The 15973-nt window shown below is 45.1% G+C and carries 8 protein-coding genes; all 8 read right to left on the bottom strand.

Going from position 1 to position 15973, the window contains the following annotated elements; genetic code table 11:
• On the bottom strand, window positions 1-1620 hold a 1620-nt coding region (locus tag IH598_14155), incomplete at its 3' end, for a PKD domain-containing protein (GenBank protein ID MBE0639657.1).
• Between the two features lie 3 nt (window positions 1621-1623).
• Window positions 1624-6780: a gliding motility-associated C-terminal domain-containing protein gene (locus IH598_14150; protein MBE0639656.1), complete on the bottom strand. Its 5157-nt coding sequence runs from the start codon at window positions 6778-6780 to the stop codon at window positions 1624-1626.
• 58 nt (window positions 6781-6838) lie between these two features.
• Entirely contained in the window at window positions 6839-7825 is a 987-nt protein-coding gene (locus IH598_14145) for a PorP/SprF family type IX secretion system membrane protein (GenBank protein MBE0639655.1), read from the bottom strand.
• An 80-nt stretch (window positions 7826-7905) separates the two neighbouring features.
• Window positions 7906-9009: a UDP-N-acetylglucosamine 2-epimerase (non-hydrolyzing) gene (gene wecB, locus IH598_14140; GenBank protein ID MBE0639654.1), complete on the bottom strand. Its 1104-nt coding sequence runs from the start codon at window positions 9007-9009 to the stop codon at window positions 7906-7908.
• Window positions 9006-10316, bottom strand: coding sequence for a glycosyltransferase family 4 protein (locus tag IH598_14135; GenBank protein ID MBE0639653.1), 1311 nt, complete (start codon window positions 10314-10316; stop codon window positions 9006-9008). Before IH598_14135 ends, wecB begins: the two co-directional genes overlap by 4 nt.
• Before the next feature lie 11 nt (window positions 10317-10327).
• The gene (locus IH598_14130) at window positions 10328-12766 is read right to left on the bottom strand and encodes a YfhO family protein (GenBank protein ID MBE0639652.1); all 2439 of its coding nucleotides are present in this window, start codon (window positions 12764-12766) and stop codon (window positions 10328-10330) included.
• A gap of 21 nt (window positions 12767-12787) precedes the next feature.
• On the bottom strand, window positions 12788-13030 hold the full coding sequence (locus IH598_14125; GenBank protein ID MBE0639651.1) for a hypothetical protein: 243 nt from the start codon (window positions 13028-13030) through the stop codon (window positions 12788-12790).
• Between the two features lie 246 nt (window positions 13031-13276).
• Window positions 13277-15916 carry a valine--tRNA ligase gene (locus IH598_14120; protein MBE0639650.1) on the bottom strand — a complete coding sequence of 880 codons (2640 nt, stop codon included), beginning with the start codon at window positions 15914-15916 and terminating at the stop codon, window positions 13277-13279.
• Window positions 15917-15973 lie beyond the last annotated feature (57 nt).

Below are 15973 nucleotides of genomic sequence, written 5' to 3'. Positions count from 1 at the left end.
AGGACAAAGCAGCAAGGTTTCACCAATACATAGCGTAGTGTCGTTTCCAAGCCAAACAACAGGCGTCGGAACAATCGTTACGTTGATCGAATCTCTGCCTGTGCAGCCGAACTCATTGGTCACCTCCAACCAGTACAAACCGCTTTCGGTTACGGTGTAGGTTGAATCAGTTGAACCATCCTGCCAGAGGTAACTTTCGAAACTGTAGCCTGGTCCCAAAACGATTGGGCTGTTACCGCAAATGAGGGTGTCAGCGCCTAAATCTATGTCCGGCGCCGGGAAAATTTCCACAGCAACTTCAAGATCAATTGTACTCACACCCGAAAATAGTTTGGCAGTTACCAAATAATTGCCAGGTGCAGTGAAGATGTGGTAAGGATTCAACAGCGTTGACATGTTATGAATTCCGGAGGCCGGATCGCCGAAGTTCCAGTGGATTGAGTCCACCTGATACATACTTTGCACCTGAAAGTAGGTGGAATCGCCAAAGCAATCTGGTTCGTAGCTGATAGAAGCGGAAAACAGGGTGAGGGCAAAATTGGGTAATCCCAGTCTAACTGTTCCCGGCTGAAGGCTGATTGCATTATCCACAAAATTACAGGCCAATCCCGGCAAATCGGGGTAATTGATCACGCCAATATTAGGCACGCCAATATTCCAGGCAATCTGTCTTGCCACGTAGATTTTTCCGTCAGGCGCCAGTTGCAGTGCTCCACCCCAGTTTCCTGATGAAGTTCCGACATGAATTGCCGAGCCTGAAATGTGCTCTTTGGTGAGCACAGAGAGATCAAACTGGTAAATGTCGAGGGTGTGATAACTCTGAATATAAAGTTTTGTACCATCTGGTGAGAATTCAATGCCATAAACACCTAAATACCCTTCAATCGAAATCGGATTAGATGGTATTCCGGTTTCATTGTTAAATGAGTAAATTTCAAATGATTCGTTTTCCCATTTGGGAGAAATGACAAGGGAGGCATCCGGCGAGGCCTTAAGATATCCTGTATGTTTAACCAGTGCGCCAATGGTTGTTACAACTGGGTTGCTGCTTACTCCTGATTCATTGACCAGGTAAGCATAAAAGTCGTGGGTTTCATATTGCTCTGTGATGAGCCAGAAATCTTTCTTGTTTGCATGAATAACTGCCATCATCTTTTCGCATCCGAGTGGATGAATGGAGATATTTTTCTGCACCACTGCACCAAGTCCGTTATTTTGTTCCATATCCACAACCGAATAATTCATTCCATTTGGGCCTAAATTATAATCTATCGTAAAAATATAGTACCTGGTAAGCGATCCTGGAATGGGGGCTATTATAGCGGACTGTGCAGATGAAAGATGTCCATAAAGCCCTGTCCCGTTTGGCATAACATTATGATTCCTGTTAAAAACTGTAATCCCATCCGTGTACATCAGCAGATGGCCGTTCCTGTCTGAAAGCACCGCACATCCTTCAGCAGTGTTGATTTGACCATCATGCAGAACAACTGGAGCACCTGAATTGAAATCCAATCCGCCATAAGCTCCAAAATACCAGATGTTAGTCTCGCCCTGCGCCAGTAAATAATTGGCAGAAAGAAAAACCAAACAGAAGAGTATGTGGATTGATCGTTGCATAGATTATCTCAATAAAGTAATCGTTCCTTTGCCGGATGTGAATTGACCATCAACACATTGACCTCTAAGGATATAATTATAAGCATCAACAGCTTGTCCTATTCCCTGGAAAGTGCCATCCCAGCCCCGCGTGATGTCTTTGGTCTGAAAAACAAGCTGCCCCCATCGGTTGAAGATCAGCAGCTCGAACTCGATGAAATTATCCCCTCTCACAAACAACACATCATTGATACCATCACTGTTTGGCGAGAAGGCCGTGGGAACGGCAAGGGTGCAGGGTGGAAACTCGCCGATGAAAATGGTGTCGCTTGCCATGCAGCCATCTTTTACAACCTGCACCCAATATGTATGATTCGCAAATCCGGTGATCGTTTGGGTAATTTCGCCCGTGGACCAGAGAAACAAAGCGTCGGGATTGCCGGCATCCAGAAAAACCATGTCTCCTGCCCGCATGGTGGTATCTGCCCCAAGATACACCTCCGGAACAGGGATAACGGTCACCCAAATTTCATCATAAGCTGTGCAGCCAAATTCATTGGTTACCGTCACACCATAGTTACCGCTTGCCGAAACAACCTGGTATGGATTGGTTGTCCCATCATCCCACAAGTAATCAACACTTTCCGATTGTTGAAAGGGAAATAATGTATCGGCACTGCATAACGTAATATCAAAACCCATATCCACAAATGGTGATGGCGAACGGTTGATCCTGATCGTATCGGAATAAAAACAGCCATCGGCGTAGGTTACTTTCACCCAGGCAATCGTATCTGTTGGGTTGACCGGGTAGGTTTCGCCGGTGCTTCCATCGTGCCAGAGAAAAGCTGTGTTACTATCCGGATTGAAATTCTGGGTACCGATAAATGTATTGTCCGCTTCGCAAATGGTTGTATCAGCAGCAAATCCGTAAATGTAGCCCGGTGCATTGGAAAAAATCCACCCCGAATTGTTGGAAATGTCCGAGCTGAAATTGCCTGCATAAAAAACAGCCCCACCAATAGCTTGTATATCCCTGAGTTCGATAAAGTCGCCACTGACAACCTTACCTGATGGAACCGAAACAATGGCCTGCTGACCTTGTAGTTTCGATCTCATTGTGATGGGAAAGCAGTTGTTTCCACGAATTTGAAATTGATCTGTAATTGTTTGACTAATATTTTCTTCCAGTTCGTAAAGATTGCCAGGGGTGAGTTTCAGCGATTCAAATTGGTTTGCCCCCGAAATGTCGCCATTACTTAACAACACAGTCTGGCCAAAATCGTTTTCTCCGGCGATGGTGGCTTTGCCGCCAACGATCAGAGTTTTGTTGATTTTGTTTGTCCCTGAAATATTTCCCCGTCCATGAATAATTGTCGTATCAATCGAATTGTTTCCTGATATCGAACCATTTGCATCAAAAATCAAGGTATTGATCACATGCTGCCCGCCGATGATGTTTCCGTCAGGGCCAAAAAACCTGGCATAGTTGATCGAATCAGAATCGTACACACTGCCCGAGCCGCCAAATACCAGTGAATCAATATTACAGTCGCCGTGCACGCTGCCCATCTGTTCGAAGATAGCGGCGTTGTAACTCACTTTTGTATTGACGTTGTAAATGCGTGAGGTGGAACCTTTCAGTATTACCTGATCGTAATTCAGCCTGCCCCCTCCTTCTGTTCTTAGTAATCCATTGTTTCCTTCCGAAATGATGATAGATTGATCGCCAATAAACTGCAAATTGTTGGTTCTCAAATGCCAGGCATCCAGATTATTTCCGGTTAGAATAACCGTAGCTTCTGAAACATCGAGCTGGCGCGGAAAGATATAATCGGAAGTGAATGACCGGCATTTCAATTGTTTCTGATTGATATCCAAAGAGCCATGTTTTAAATCTACATTGTTGATCGAGGTGAAGTCATCCAGCAAAGTCCATCCACCGCCGATACCCTGAAACACTGCCTCGCCAATCATTTGAACATCTTTACTTTCGACAGTTTTGTCCGGGAGTGTTGCTTCGAAAAAAATTGGGCCAAAAAATTTATTCTGCAAATTTTCAGTTAATGTCAACGAACCGTAAATTCTCAGGTTCAATGTGTCTGTTCCTCTCAGAACCGGCTCGCCTGTCGCGCCTGTCCAGCTCATATTGTGGCAGGTTGCATTGATCTGATTCAAAATCACGGTATCCTGAGGGGTGACAAATGAATTTTGGTCAAAAAATACATTGTCAATGGGTGTGGGAATGCAATAGCCCCCATCGCCGCCCGAAGTACCTGACCAGTGCAACGAGTCGCTCCAGTATCCGGTTCCATTTACCCAGTATAGGTCTTTCGGATCGCCGGATGTTATTTCCCAGCCTTCGTTATTCCCAAGATCCACCGAGTTACTCGCGATGAAAGGCAGGTTATTGCCTGTGGCTTTCATATCCCTCAGCAAAAGATAATCGCCGGTAACTCCTCCATTCACTTTGTGCAGGGTGGCCTGTTTTGTATTTTCATCCGACTGCAGGCTGATCAATCCGGTACATCCACCTTTGACATTCAAATGATCAACAATGGTCTGGGTTTGATCATGCTCAAAGTAATATGCGTTTGCTTTTGTCAGGGTAAGGTCGGTAAATGTATTTGTTCCAAAAATATGGCCTTCGCCAAGCAATGTGGCTGTGCGGAAAGTGTTTTTGTCATGTATGGTTGCCTGGTTGTAAACGATGGTTGTGTCAATCAGGTTTTCACCTTCAATCCATGCGTTGCGGTAAAACAGTGCAGTATCTATGGTGTTTGTTCCTGTAACAGTGGCATCTTTGTAGAAATATGCAATGTCAATCACATGGGAACCACCTTTAACCCATGCATCAGTTCCGTGAAAAATCGCTGTGCCTATCGTGTCGCTATCATTCAAAACTCCATAAGCCATATAAAAAGTTACGGAATCAATCTTGCAATCGCCGATAACAGTTCCAAAATCGGAATAAAACTTTACGGTATTGTAAATGCAATTGGCGTTTATGTTTTTTAATGTAGAAGAGCCGCCAAAAAATTCAATGTTGTTGTAAACCGGCCTGTTGGTTTCAGCATTAAAGGTTGCGATGTTTCCGGAATGAAATTGAGATTGTATAAGGGATGAATCGCCAAAAAATGACAGATTATTCCCGTTAAGCAGCCAGACATCTGTCAGCGAGCCATAGAGTTTCACTGTTGATGTACTTAGGTTAAGATATCGCGTTGTAGTATCGGTCGAACTAAAAGTAAAACAGTTCACCGTATTCCCAAGTGTGTTGATCCCGCCCTGCTGAAAGAAAATATATTGGCTGGAATTGAAATCATCCATCAGCGACCAATTACCACCACGCCCACTGAACCAGACGTGATTGAGAAATGATTGATCCGATGAAACGATCTCCTGGCCAGGCTCTTCGGCTTCGAAAAACACCATCCCTCCGAAATCGTTTTCCATGGCCTGACGGAAATAAAGCGAACCATAAATAAATAACCTGTTGGTATCAGCTCCGGCCAGTGTGGGATTAAAACCTGCATTTTCCCAGCTCATGTCTTTGCAAACCGCGCTGATCAAATCAATCGTAACCGTTTGATCGGGTTCTGAAAAAGAGTTCTGGTCAAAAAATGCATTGTCAATTTCAGTTGGAGGGCAATAGCCGCCTGCACCGCCCGAAACAACATCCCAATGATCAGGGTCGCTCCAGGCGCCGCTTCCGTTTACCCAGTAAAGGTCTTTTCCCGATGTGGTTTCAATGGTCCAGTTGGTATTGTTTCCCAGATCAACCGAATTCGTGGCAAGAAATGGAACCGAACCTCCGGCATTCAAATCGCGTAGTGAAAGGTACCCGCTTTCGAATGATCCGTTGTGCTTGACAATAGTTGACTGAACGCCATTCGTATCCGACAACATCCTGATGGGTTCGTAGCAGGTTCCGGTGGCATTGAACTCCTGGTTGATGGTCAGCACCGATTTGATTCCTAAAGTGTACGTTCTTCCCGGAGTAAAGTTCAATGTATCAAAAACATTGTTCCCCCCAATGTAGCTGTTTCCATTCAGCAATGCCCAATACACGCTGTTTTCACCCGAAATGAAACCTTGCCCCGTTACACTCAAATGATGGATTTGATTATCTCCCCGGATTGTGGCAACATCATTCAACGTTGCCAGCCCGATTGTATTTGAGCCATTTATTTCGGCAGCGCCGGCAATTAACAATGTATCAATCTGATGATTGCCGTTTATTGTACAAAAGCCTTCACATTCAAGATATTGGATAACGCTGGCGCCATCGGCAATGAGTCCGGCGCCGTTAATTTTCAAGTACAGGATAGAATCGTTTCCCGAAATATTGGCCGTCGCACTAAAAACCAGCGAATCAATAACTACATCGCCCGTTACCGATCCGCTTTCAAAGGAAACATTTTTAAAAACCCCTTTGACATTACTATTGACAAGGCTTGCCGTACTTCCGTAAAAATTGACATGATTGTAAACCAAACGCCCCCCGTCCTGATTTGTCAACATATTTCCCACCATAAAATTCGATTGATCCGCCTCAAGTTGCAGGTTGTTTCCATTAATCTGCCAGGATTGAACATTCACTTCTGAGGTACCGAGGAAAATTGCCCGCGGTTCATTGGAATTGGACGAAAAAATGCTACACGTGACTTTGTTTCCCGCAGTTGATAGTGTGCCATGGGTCAGTGTAACGTCATTAATTGACCTGAATTCATCCAGTAAAGTCCACCCGCCGCCAACGCCCTGGAAAATCAGGTTGCACTGAAGCGTGTGCCCCGCCGTGATTATCGTTTGACCGCCGGTAACTGATTCAAAATAGATCGTTTGCTGGTAATCGAAAATCATCCCTTCAGCAAGTTGCAGCGATCCATAAATCCTCAGGCTGGTGGTGTCGGTTCCTGAAAGCTTTGGCGAGTTGGTCACCCCAAGCCAGGTCATATCGTTGCAAACTGCATTTTTGAGGTTGATGATCACCAGGTTGTTATCAGATGTAAAAGAGTTTTGATCAAAAATTACGTTGTTTGCCGCTGTTGGCGCCTGGTTGTGAAGCACCGACCCGCCGCTGGCAGTAGCCCAGTGATTGATATCACTCCAAAGACCACTCCCGCCAACCCAATAATAATCATCAGCACTGGTGCTTACATGAATTACCATGAAAATCACGAAGAGCCAAAGATTTATTGATGCATAAACCTTCAATTTGAACCATTTATGTATAAAGTTAGAAGTCACTGCAACGGTTGCCGGTTTGTTTTGTACTAAAAATTTTAACCAGAGATATTTCGAAACCCCCGCGGTAATTGGAGGCAATATGCATTTTTGATACGTTCACATCATAGCTGAACTCAATCAGAAAATCCCTAATAATTACCCCTAAATGAGGAATAATATCACGCTCGTAACGATACCATAAACCAGTCAGGAAGTTCAGGTCATCTTCAATGATCAGCAGGTTTGCGCCAAAAAGTATTACATCAGCTCCCTGCTGGGCTGAATAATAGATTCCAGGATTGACCTGAAGCTGATCATTGATCCTGTTCTTAACCAGGGCATGGACGACCAGCCTGGGTTCGAGCCGGTTTTCGGCTTCATAAAAAGTGAGTTTTGGCCGGTTGATGTGAAAAAGTGCCGAGCCAACGCTGGTGTAAAGGTTTTCGTTGATTTCCCAGCAAACCAGACCACCAAAATTGAAGTCAGGGGCAAAAAGCGAATTCCCTGTGAATGGCTCTCCATTTGCGATATTGGGATCAAAAATGGTCCCGTCCCACTGCGAGTCGAAAACAAGATCGGACATATTGATGGTTCGGTTGATCACACCAACCGAAAATCCTAATGTTGCCCTGAAAGTGTTGTCTGCATTAAAACCTTTAATGAAAGCGGCTGAAAGATAACCTGAAGTAGTTTGCAGACTTCCTTCCCCTGCATTGTCCTTATATAAATACAATCCAAGTCCGATGGCACTTTTATCCGGTTTATCAAATTCAAGATGATAATCTCCCCATGCTGAAAATGTTTTGTAAGGTACCGACAAGTTTTCACCCTGGCTTCTGTAACCGGTTCCTATCCTGAAATCTCCGTTAAAATGTCCGGTGAATGCAGGACTAATCAGCAATTGGTGATTGGTGATCTGCGAAAAATGGATTTCCTGGGCATTGAGCAGGGAGGCGCCAAAACCAAGGAAGAGGATATTTAGAAGCCATTTTTGCATCAGGTGGATGTTTGAGATCGAGGTATAGACAGATGCAAAAATAAGAAAAGTTGGATTGAAACTGATGGTTCGATGAAAAATCAATTAGATATAGGTATTCGCGCCTTTATCGAACTAATTATTCTATCGGCTGCATGCCCGTCCCACATTTCCGGGATTCTGCCTTTTTTCCAATTGCCTGATAGAATCAGTTCAGTCAATTCGATAATTTTTTCGGTATTTGAACCTGCCAACTCGTTGGTACCTTCGGTGATGGTTACCGGCCGTTCGGTGTTTTCCCTTAAAGTGATACACGGAATCTGCTGAACCGTAGTCTCCTCCTGAATTCCTCCGCTGTCAGTCAGGACAAACTGTGAACCCGAAACCAGTTTATTGAAATCAAAATAACCCAGCGGCTCTATGATCTTCAGGTTTTTCATTGCCGCAACTTCATCATCCAGGCTGAGATTGCTGATCATACTTTTTGTGCGGGGGTGTATGGGAAAAACAATAGTGATCTTGCTTTGGATAAATTTCAGGGCCTTGATAATATTTGTAAAAGCTTCAGCAGAGTCAACATTGGATGGGCGATGTAGGGTGAGTGTTGCATAATTGCCTTTAGCCAGACCCAGGGAATGAAGGATGGTTGATTGACCGATTTTCGGCTGATGATCAAGCAGAGAATCAATCATGATATTCCCGACCATTTCAATTTTGCCGGGTGCATGGCCTTCACGAATCAGGTTTTCGATGGCGTCCGGAGACGGCGGTAAAAGCAGGTCGGCCAGCGCATCTGTCACCAGCCGGTTGATCTCTTCGGGCATGGTGCGGTCGAAACTGCGGATGCCTGCTTCAACATGCACGGTCTTGATCCCTCTTTTGGCGGCAACAAGAGTGCAGGCCATCGTTGAGTTCACATCACCAACCACAAGAATTGCATCGGGCTTGATCTGTTCACAGATGTCATCGAACTTCTCCATGATGGCAGCTACCTGTTTTGCATGGTTCAGGGAGCCTACCCCGAGATTGATGTCCGGTTCGGGAATTTCCAGTTCTTTGAAAAAACTACCTGACATGTTGAAATCATAATGTTGTCCTGTGTGTAGAAGCAAGGGCTGAAAATAACTGTCATGGGACATCGCCCTCATGATTGGGGCGATCTTAATGAAATTCGGCCTGGCGCCAACTATATTGATTATCTTCACTTTGATTCAGTCTTAGCGATGTTATTTAATAAACCGGTCATTAGTCCACAAAGAGATTTTCGTGAATACCTCAGGAAATCTGAACTAAGGTTTTTCAGGTCATTTTTCATGTAGAGTTCAAAATAGGTGGTCAGCAGACGTTTAATTTTTACTTTATCGTCAAAATTAACTGTTTGACCGGCGGAGGTATCATTTAAAATTCTTGCACTGTCACCGTCTTCCGGTCCGATACATAAAATTGGCCGCCTGGATGCAATGTATTCAAAAATCTTACCCGGAATAATCCCGGAAACGTTTGGTGTATCATTGAGCGCCAGCAACAGAACCTGGGCGGCCACTGTATGCTTTACCACTTCAGCATGAGGAATATCCTTAATCGTAGTCAACCAGGGCTCAAGTCCATGTCTGCTTATACTCTGTAAAACCGAGTAGTCGTTACTTCCAATAAGTTTGATTTCGAGCCTGTCCCTCAGCACGGGGAGCTCGGTGAGGAGCTCACTGATAGCCACCCAAAGCTGATGTGGATTGCGGTCTTTGTTCATTGCCCCAATGTGCACAATCGAAAACTTTTGATCAAAGTTTGACCATGTTTCAGGAAAATCCTCCGGATCAAAGCCATTGGTAATTACTTCAATCTTACGGTTATAAATCTTTTGAAAATCTTTTGCCCAGTTCCAGCTGACTGTCACAAACTCATCAGCATTTTTTAACACCTCAAGTTCCTGCTTTTTGTGCTTACGATCGGCCCATCCGGATAGCATCAGGTCATCATAAAAGTCAATATTTGTCCACGGGTCTCTGAAATCTGCCAGCCAGGGAAGATTTGTCGCCTTTTTCACTCCCAATGCGATCATGTGCATGCTGTGTGGCGGTCCGGTGGAGATGATGACGTCAACAGGATTGGTTTTGAGGTAATTGGTTAAAAAACGGATGGAAGGCCTGATCCAAAACATCCGGGCGTCTGGGATGAAAAAGTTACCCCTGATCCAAACCGAAATTTTTTCGGTTAAAGATGGATTTTTCTTTTCGGAAAGAAACCCTGCTTTGATCGGATCGCTTTTTTTTCGTCCTACAAAACGCTTGTAAGCAGTATAAGGCTCAACTATTTTTGTTTTTAAAATGGTCATTCCTTCGGGGATGTCCTTTTCCAGCGATGGATCAATGACAGGTGATTCAGGGTTTTCCGGTGTATAAATTACAGGTTCCCAGCCGAACTCCCGCAGGTATTTTGCAAATTTCAACCAGCGCTGCACCCCTGCCCCACCGCTTGGTGGCCAATAATACGTGATAATCAGCGCTTTCTTCATCGAAAATGGGATTATTTGCCAGGTAACAACTTATCCTTTAGTTGATTGCCCAAAGCCCCGAAAAAGAAGAGGATGACCATCAGGGAGAAAACCAGTGAAATTTTCCCTCCGGTCTGATATACGTTGGGCTCAAATTTCCAGACAATCTCATGGTTACCGGCGGGAACCATCATTGCCCTGAGCACATAATTGGCACGCAGGTAGGGCATCTCATTTCCATCGATGTAAGCGTTCCAGCCTTTGTCGTAATGGATTTCTGAAAATACAACCAGTTCATTCCTGCCTGATTCAAAACTGTAAATCAACTCATTGGGTTTATAGCTGGTGAGTTTTACAGCAGCAAGTGAGTCAGCTCCTTCTTTAAAATCAGCGAGTAAATGGGCAAATCGCTGGTCAACCACTGCCGTGGTTTTGGGATCGAAACCAGACAGTGCTTCTATCTCTTCATCAGCATTGGCAACCACCTTAACTTCTTTAACCATCCACGCATTGCCCAAAGCTTCAGGATTTATCATTGCCTGGGGTTGCTTATTCTGCCCCTCCACAATGAAATATTTTGTGTTGAGCATGTTTAACACGCTCATGTTGTTCTTCGAGATTTGCCGGTCAATCAATTCCTGGTACCTGCGCAGCTTGGCGCCATGGTATCCGCCGATGGATTTGTGGAAATAAGAAGTGCTTGCATCATTGAAAGTGCTTACTGTTGTGTTCATTACCCTGAAATTTGGATCGGGGTCCTGTAGGATCATCTGGTCGGCAGCAGAGGGTGTAAAGGGATTGGTAACCTTGCGGGCCACTTCAAAATCGTCATCATTCAGATAACGTCTGTTTACGGCATACATATCAACGGTAACCAACAAGATCAGCGCTGTAAATGCATATTCTTTTCTGAACTTCTGGTACAAAGCCGCCCAAAGTGCAATCGCTGCAAGTGTGATAAAAATCAACGATCTGATGGCATCGGAAACAAGCATAGACTGCCTGTCGCTGCGGATGGCATCAATCACAGATTGTGGAAATCCGGCCTGAATAAGCTGATCATCAAACCGGGAATAGAAATTGAAAAGCCAACCTGAGAACAGCACAAAAAATAGCGCAATGCCCCCGGTGATGTAAAATGAAATTTTGAGGTATTTGAACAACACTTTTTGATCCACCTCTTTATTAAACAATTCCTTCAGCGCAAGGACCCCAAGTAACGGCATGGCCAGGTCGGCAATCACCAGCGTCATCGAAACTGCCCTGAACTTGTTGTAGCCGGGCACATAGTGTAGGAAAAATTCAGTCAGCGGCATAAAATTATGCCCCCATGAGAGCATAATCGAAAGGACTGTGGCAGCGATGAGCCACCATTTCAACTTTCCTTTTACGATGAATAAACCGAGCACAAACAGAAAAACAATGATAGCACCCGTATAAACGGGTCCTGAAGTAAATGGTTGTGTACCCCAATACATCGGGATCATCTGCAGGTAGCTTTTCGCCTGTCCGGCCGGCACTCCAATTTTCACAAGTTCCCCGTAGGTGGCTGAGTTCTCGTTGGGATTCCGCATTGAACCACCGCCCATGAAGTCGGGGATGAGCAAGGTGAACGTTTCAGTCACACCGTAACTCCACTGGGTCGCATAGTCAATATCAAGACCGGAGGTTCGGTTTTCAGGGTCGGCTGTAAGTTCCGAAGGTCCTCTGATGGTGTATTTGCCATATTCGTAAGTTGCCCAGATATTTGAAATATTAACGCCGATGGCAAGAATAGCTGCAATGGCAAGAACTCCGGCGGCTTTAAAAAAAGGCGCCAGTTGCCCGCTTTTTAAGCTTTCGATGAACTGGGCAATGCCAAGAATCACAACCATCAACAGTAAATAATAGGTGATCTGAAGATGATTGGTCATCAGTTGAATACTCAGGAAAAGTGCGGTGAAAGCCCCACCCCAAAAATATTTTCCGCGAAAAGTCAGCAGGATTCCTGCCAGTACCGGCGCCATATAGCCGATGGCGTGGGCTTTTGAGTTGTGCCCGGCTTCGATAATGATAAAAAAGTAGGATGATAAAGCAAAGGCGACCGCGCCAAACAGCGCATTCCACACATCAAGTTTCAATGTCAGCAGGAGAATGAAAAATCCAAGGAAATAGAGAAAAACCAGGTTGACCGGGTGAGGAAGGCCAAGTTTCAATGCCTGGTCAATGTACTTTACAAGGACATTTTTGTAAATCACAGTAATCTGGTAGGCCGGCATCCCACCAAACATCGAATTGGTCCAAAGTGCCTCCTCACCTGTGGATTCACGAAAGTCGAGAATCTCTTTCGACATACCGCGCCAACGCTGAATGTCATCCTGTTTGGGGAGTTGGCCGTCCAGAACCGGGGAGAAATAAATGAGGATCACGATCAGGAAAAACACGATGGATGCCAGGTATGGCCAAAGTTGCTTTATCGAAAATTTGTTCATCAAAATAGATTTTTCAGGTGATTATTTTTCTTTTATCTCTTCAAAATCAACATCTTCAATCGTTTCAGGGTTGTATTTGTTCGTTCCGGCTTTGGGTGGTACGTAATTCACACTTACATCACCTTCAGGCCGCCTGGTTTCGCGTTTTTCGTTGTACTGGCGCTGGGCTTTTTGGATGTATCTTTTTAAAAGGTAGGGGAAAATGTATTTCGACAGCAGGTAAAACGCATAAAAAAATACCAGGACAATGACCAATAATCTCATTTACAATCAAATATTTAAGTAAAAAATCAGGTGATTAACCAATCAGACTGCGAAAGTAGAGTAAATTTTTAAACCCAAATTAATCCGTTTCAACCGAAGAAGAGTCTCAATTCTTAGAACATTCGGAAATATAAAACTGATCAACCGTTTCAGGGATGGAAAGTCAAGGTGGATCAAAAACTTCACAAATCCAACAACTTGAAAATTGGCTGGTCTTTTTTCCGATCACAATGAACAACAAACTCCTTATCCCTTCAATGCGAGAATCTGCTGTTCGATAACATTGATTTTATTTTCGGCATCAGTCATTTTCTGGCGCTCTTTTTCGACTACGTCGGCAGGGGCGCCACTCACAAAGCGCTCGTTGCTGAGTTTCTTCGCTACTGAGTTTCGGAAACCCCTGGTGTATTCCAACTCTTCCTGCAGTTTCTGAATCTCCTTGTCAACATCAACCACATGGCCGAGCGGAATATAGAACTCGGTTGATTTTACCACAAACGACATGGCATTGTCCACTTTTTCAAGGACGTAATAGATTCCTGTCAGGTTACAAAGTTTAGCAGCCAGGCCGTCGAATGTGGTATCTGGATTTTGGTTGAGGTTTTTCTTTACATAAAAGTCGAGGGGTTGCTTCATGGGGATGTTCTTCTCGGCACGGATAGAGCGCACGGCAATGATGACATCCCTGGCAAATTCGAACTGTTCCAAAATTTTGTGTTTAATGCGGTGCTTTAAAGGCCATTCGGCAACCATGATGCAATCCTCGGTTTTTCTGTCCTTTAGCAAATGCCAGATTTCTTCGGTGAGGAATGGCATGAACGGATGAAGAATTTTCATCAGTTTTTCGAAAAGGTGGATGGTATCGTCGAAGGTTTCCCGGTCAATGGGTTTTTCGTATCCGGGCTTGATCATTTCGAGGTACCAGGAGCAAAAGTCGTCCCAGATGAGTTTATAGGTGATCATCAACGCATCAGAGATACGGAATTTGGCATAATGGTCATCAATCAGGCTGAGCGTTTCATTAAAACGGTTGTCAAACCATTCCACAGCAATTTTACTGGTATCGGGTTGCGGGATGGAATCATCAACCTGCCAGCCATTGACGAGCCGGAGAGCGTTCCAGATTTTGTTGGCGAAATTGCGCCCCTGTTCACAAAGGCTTTCGTCAAACGGAAGATCGTTGCCGGCAGGTGAAGTCAGCAGCATTCCGACGCGGGTACCATCAGCGCCATATTTGGTCATCAGTTCGATGGGGTCGGGTGAATTGCCAAGCGATTTCGACATCTTTCTACCTTGTTTGTCGCGGACAATACCGGTGAGGTAAACATTTTTAAACGGAATTTCATTACGGTACTCCAGCCCGGCCATGATCATACGGGCTACCCAGAAAAAGAGAATTTCGGGAGCAGTTACGAGGTCGTTGGTCGGGTAGTAATATTTGATGTCAGGATTGTCGGGATAACGGATTCCGTCGAAAACCGAGATCGGCCATAGCCAGGAGGAGAACCAGGTGTCGAGCACATCCTCATCCTGGCGCAGGTGTTCAGGCTTGAGGTCAGTAAGTTCGGGAAATGCAGTTTTGGCAATTTTAAACGCTTCGTCCAGCGATTTAGCCACCACCATTTCATTGTTGGGCAAATAATACACCGGTATGCGCTGTCCCCACCATAGTTGTCGCGAAATGCACCAGTCGCGTACATTTTCCATCCAGTGACGATAAACGTTTTTGAATTTTTTCGGATAAAACTGGATGGTGTCGTCCATTACCACATCCAGTGCAGGTTTGGCAAGCTCGGGCATTTTGAGAAACCACTGTAGCGAAAGCTTGGGTTCAATGGGTACGTGGGTGCGCTCCGAGTAGCCGACTTTGTTTTTGTAATCCTCAATCTTCACCATGTTACCGGCTTTTTCGAGGTCGACAACAATCTTTTTGCGGACATCCATCCTGTCTTCGCCAATGTAAAGCTGAGCCGCGGCGCTGAGTGAGCCGTTGTCGTTAAAAATATCGATCACATCCAGCTTATGCCGCAACCCGATTTCATAGTCAGCCAGGTCATGCGCCGGGGTGATCTTCAGGCAACCTGTTCCGAATTCCATATCCACATAGGCATCCTGGATAACAGGCACCGGGCGGTTGATCAGCGGTACCAGCACATTTTTTCCTACAAGATCGCTGAACCTCGGATCGGCAGGATTGACACATACAGCCGTATCGCCTAAAATCGTCTCAGGGCGTGTGGTGGCAATTGTTATCCATTCGTTTTCGGATCCATCCACCTTGTATTGGACGTAATAGAGTTTTGAATTCTCTTCGCGGTAAATGACTTCCTCATCCGACAGCGCGGTGAGCGCCTGAGGGTCCCAGTTGACCATGCGTACACCTCGATAAATTAACCCCTTGTTGTACAGGTCAATAAACACATCAATCACTGATCCGTACAGGTCTTCATCCATCGTAAACCTGGTGCGCTCCCAGTCGCAGGAGGCGCCCAGTTTCTTCAACTGCTCAAGGATGATTCCACCGTGTTTCTCTTTCCATTCCCAGGCGTGTTGAAGGAACTCCTCACGGCTTAGGTTTTTCTTGTCGATGCCGTCTTTTTTGAGTTTCTCCACGACCTTGGCTTCTGTTGCAATAGAAGCGTGATCGGTGCCGGGCAGCCACAAGGCATTTTTGCCCTGCATCCGGGCACGGCGCACCAGCACATCCTGCAGCGTGTTGTTGAGGATGTGTCCCATGTGCAGCACTCCGGTAACGTTGGGTGGCGGTATTACAATGCAGAAAGGTTCACGGTCGTCGGGCACCGACCTGAAGTAACCTTTATCCATCCAGCACTTGTACCATTTGTCTTCAACCTGCGAAGGGTCGTATTTTGATGCGATTTGCATAATCAGTAAGATTTCAGTTTTAGAAATGAGTGCAAAAATAGAAAGTTATTTTGTAGG

Source organism: Bacteroidales bacterium (assembly GCA_014860585.1).
GTDB lineage: Bacteria > Bacteroidota > Bacteroidia > Bacteroidales > 4484-276 > RZYY01.
This window is presented reverse-complemented; position numbering and strand designations above follow the sequence as displayed.

Bases quoted from the DNA above. Each gene is read 5' to 3' on its own strand.
- IH598_14120 (MBE0639650.1), bottom strand. From the start codon at position 15,916: ATGCAAATCGCATCAAAATACGACCCTTCGCAGGTTGAAGACAAATGG.
- IH598_14130 (MBE0639652.1), bottom strand. From the start codon at position 12,766: ATGAACAAATTTTCGATAAAGCAACTTTGGCCATACCTGGCATCCATC.
- IH598_14125 (MBE0639651.1), bottom strand. From the start codon at position 13,030: ATGAGATTATTGGTCATTGTCCTGGTATTTTTTTATGCGTTTTACCTG.
- IH598_14135 (MBE0639653.1), bottom strand. From the start codon at position 10,316: ATGAAGAAAGCGCTGATTATCACGTATTATTGGCCACCAAGCGGTGGG.
- IH598_14145 (MBE0639655.1), bottom strand. From the start codon at position 7,825: ATGCAAAAATGGCTTCTAAATATCCTCTTCCTTGGTTTTGGCGCCTCC.